This is a genomic window from Streptomyces sp. SPB074 (genome assembly GCF_000154905.1).
In the GTDB taxonomy this organism is placed as follows: domain Bacteria; phylum Actinomycetota; class Actinomycetes; order Streptomycetales; family Streptomycetaceae; genus Streptomyces.
This window is the reverse complement of sequence record NZ_GG770539.1, coordinates 4,678,667-4,680,858: the sequence shown is the minus strand read 5'-3', so window position 1 is coordinate 4,680,858 and position 2,192 is coordinate 4,678,667. Positions and strand designations below refer to the sequence as shown.

1 protein-coding gene and 1 pseudogene are annotated in these 2,192 nt (G+C 73.7%); one reads left to right on the top strand and one right to left on the bottom strand.

The features are described 5' to 3' along the window. Positions 1–52: 52 nt before the first annotated feature. Positions 53–1,480, bottom strand: coding sequence for a S28 family serine protease (locus SSBG_RS19680; protein WP_008747829.1), 1,428 nt, complete (start codon positions 1,478–1,480; stop codon positions 53–55). 216 nt (positions 1,481–1,696) lie between these two features. Between SSBG_RS19680 and SSBG_RS19675 the strand changes: the two are divergent. After that, positions 1,697–2,192 (top strand): annotated as a pseudogene (locus tag SSBG_RS19675) (hypothetical protein); the annotation flags it as partial.

Here is a 2,192-nt window from a genome sequence, read left to right as displayed (position 1 = left end):
CCCGGCGGGCGGGGTCCCGCTCCCGCGCACCGGCCCCGCTCCCCCGCCGTCGCTACGGGCGCAGCCTCGGCTCCTCCGCCGGGGCCTTGTCGAGCCGGGCGAGGGGGGCCGCCGCCTGCGTGCCCGCGTCCACGCCCGCCCAGTCGAGCACGCGTGCCGTGGCGAGTTCACGGGAGCCGGGGGCGAGGCCCGCGATGTTCGCGCCGTGGTTGGCGCCGGGCGCGGTCATGACGTACGCGTCCCTGGAGCCCTGGCCGACCCGGAAGCGCTCGGCGCCCCAGGGGTCGTTCTCGCCGTAGACGAAGAGCATGTGCCGCGCGTGGTGGCGCACCCAGTGGTCCACGTCGGGGATCGCGCGCCGGTCGAAGCGCATCGGGATGTCGCGCGGCACGAAGTTGCGCGGCGGCTGGTAGCCGTAGCGGGTGAGGCCCTTGAGGTGCGGGAGCGCGATGGTGGGGGCACCGAGCTGCGTACCGGCCTGGTAGTAGTACGGCGTGTAGGGGTCGAGGCCCTGGTCGGTGTAGAAGGACCAGCCGGAGATCGCGTCCACGTAGGCGTACAGGTCGTCGTCGCTCACCGTCCTCGCCTCGGGCACGTCGGCGCAGTCGGCCTCGTCCGAGTACTGCCAGAAGCCCCACACGAGGTCCAGGACGACGGCCTCGTACGCCTTGTCGAGCGTGCCGACCGTGCCGAAGGACCAGCCCTCGGCCTTCGCCTGGTCCGCGTACTTCCTCTCCAGCGGCCCGCGCCGGATCAGGGCCTCGCGCTGGACGGCGTCGAGCGCGTCGCGGCACTCCTTCGTACCGACCCGCTCGAAGAAGCGGTCGTAGGCGAAGTCCTCGGCGTTGTTGACGTCGTTGGGCGCGACGTAGGCGACGACACCGTCCATGTCCCGCGGGTAGTAGCGCTCGTAGTACGTGGCGGTCATGCCGCCCTTGGAGCCGCCGGTGGCGAGCCAGTGCTGCCCGTAGATCTTCTTGAGCGCCCGGTAGAGGCGGTGCTGGTCGCTCGCGGCCTGCCAGATGTCGAGCTTGGACCAGTCGGCCGGCTCGGGGCGCGAGGGCGAGAAGTACCGGTACTCGACGGAGACCTGGTTGCCGTCCACCAGGCGGGTCGGCTCTGAGCGGCTCGCGCTCGTGGAGACGTTGTAGCCGCCGGTGTACATGACGGTGGGCCGGCTCGTGTCCTTGTGCAGGACGGTGAGGCGCTGCGTGAAGCTGCCGCGCGAGGGATGGCGGTGGTCGACCGGCTGGCGGTAGCCGAGCACGAAGTAGCGGTAGCCGCTGACGGCCTTCTCCTCGATGAGGCTCATGCCGGGGACCGAGAGGAGGCGTTCCTTGATGTCGCGGGTGTCGGCGGTGCCGCTCCCGCTGCCGGCGGCGGCGGGCGCGGTGACCGGGGCGGCGGCGGTGGCCGTGCCGGTCGCGGCTATGCCGGCGGTGAGGGTGCCTGCCACGAGAGTCGCGAGGAGGGCTCTCAGCGTCTGTGCGCGCACGGGACTCCTTGTGTCCGGGAGGGGCGGGGCCCGGGGGATGGCCGGGACCCCGGTGACCGGGTGACGAGTTGTCGGCTCGTGTGCGGGAACGTAGCCGATGAGGTGACGGGCGGCCAGATGGTCGCGGCCGGGCGGGGGTCGGGTGATATGACCGGCGCGTCACGTTTCGCACCGTTCGCGTCGTGGGTGAAGGTGTCGGCGATGACCAGCCCCGCCGCCCTCGCCCCGTCGTCCGGCGCCCCCGCGCACCTCCGCGCGCGCCCGCGCCGCCGCCCGTCCGCGCTCGCGTACGCGGCGCTGGCCTACGGCCTCGCGCAGCTCGCCGGGGTCGTCCCCTGGCTGGGCCTCGGCTGGGACGAGTCCGTGTACGTGTCCCAGACCGACCCGCACCACCCCGCCGCCTACTTCTCGGCCCCGCGCTCACGCGGCGTCACCTACCTGACGGCACCCGTCACCTGGCTGACGAACGACCCGCACGCGGTCCACCTCTGGCTGGCACTGCTCTCGACGGCCGCCCTGTACGCGGCCTTCGCGACCTGGCGCCCGCTGCTCGGCCCGGCCCGCTGCGCCCTGGCGGCGGGGCTCTTCGCCTCCCTGTGGACGGCGCTGCTCTACGGCCCCCAGGCGATGCCCAACCTGTGGGTGGCGCTGGGCGCGGTGGCGGCGACGGGGTGGCTGCTGCGCGGGGCGGGGGAGG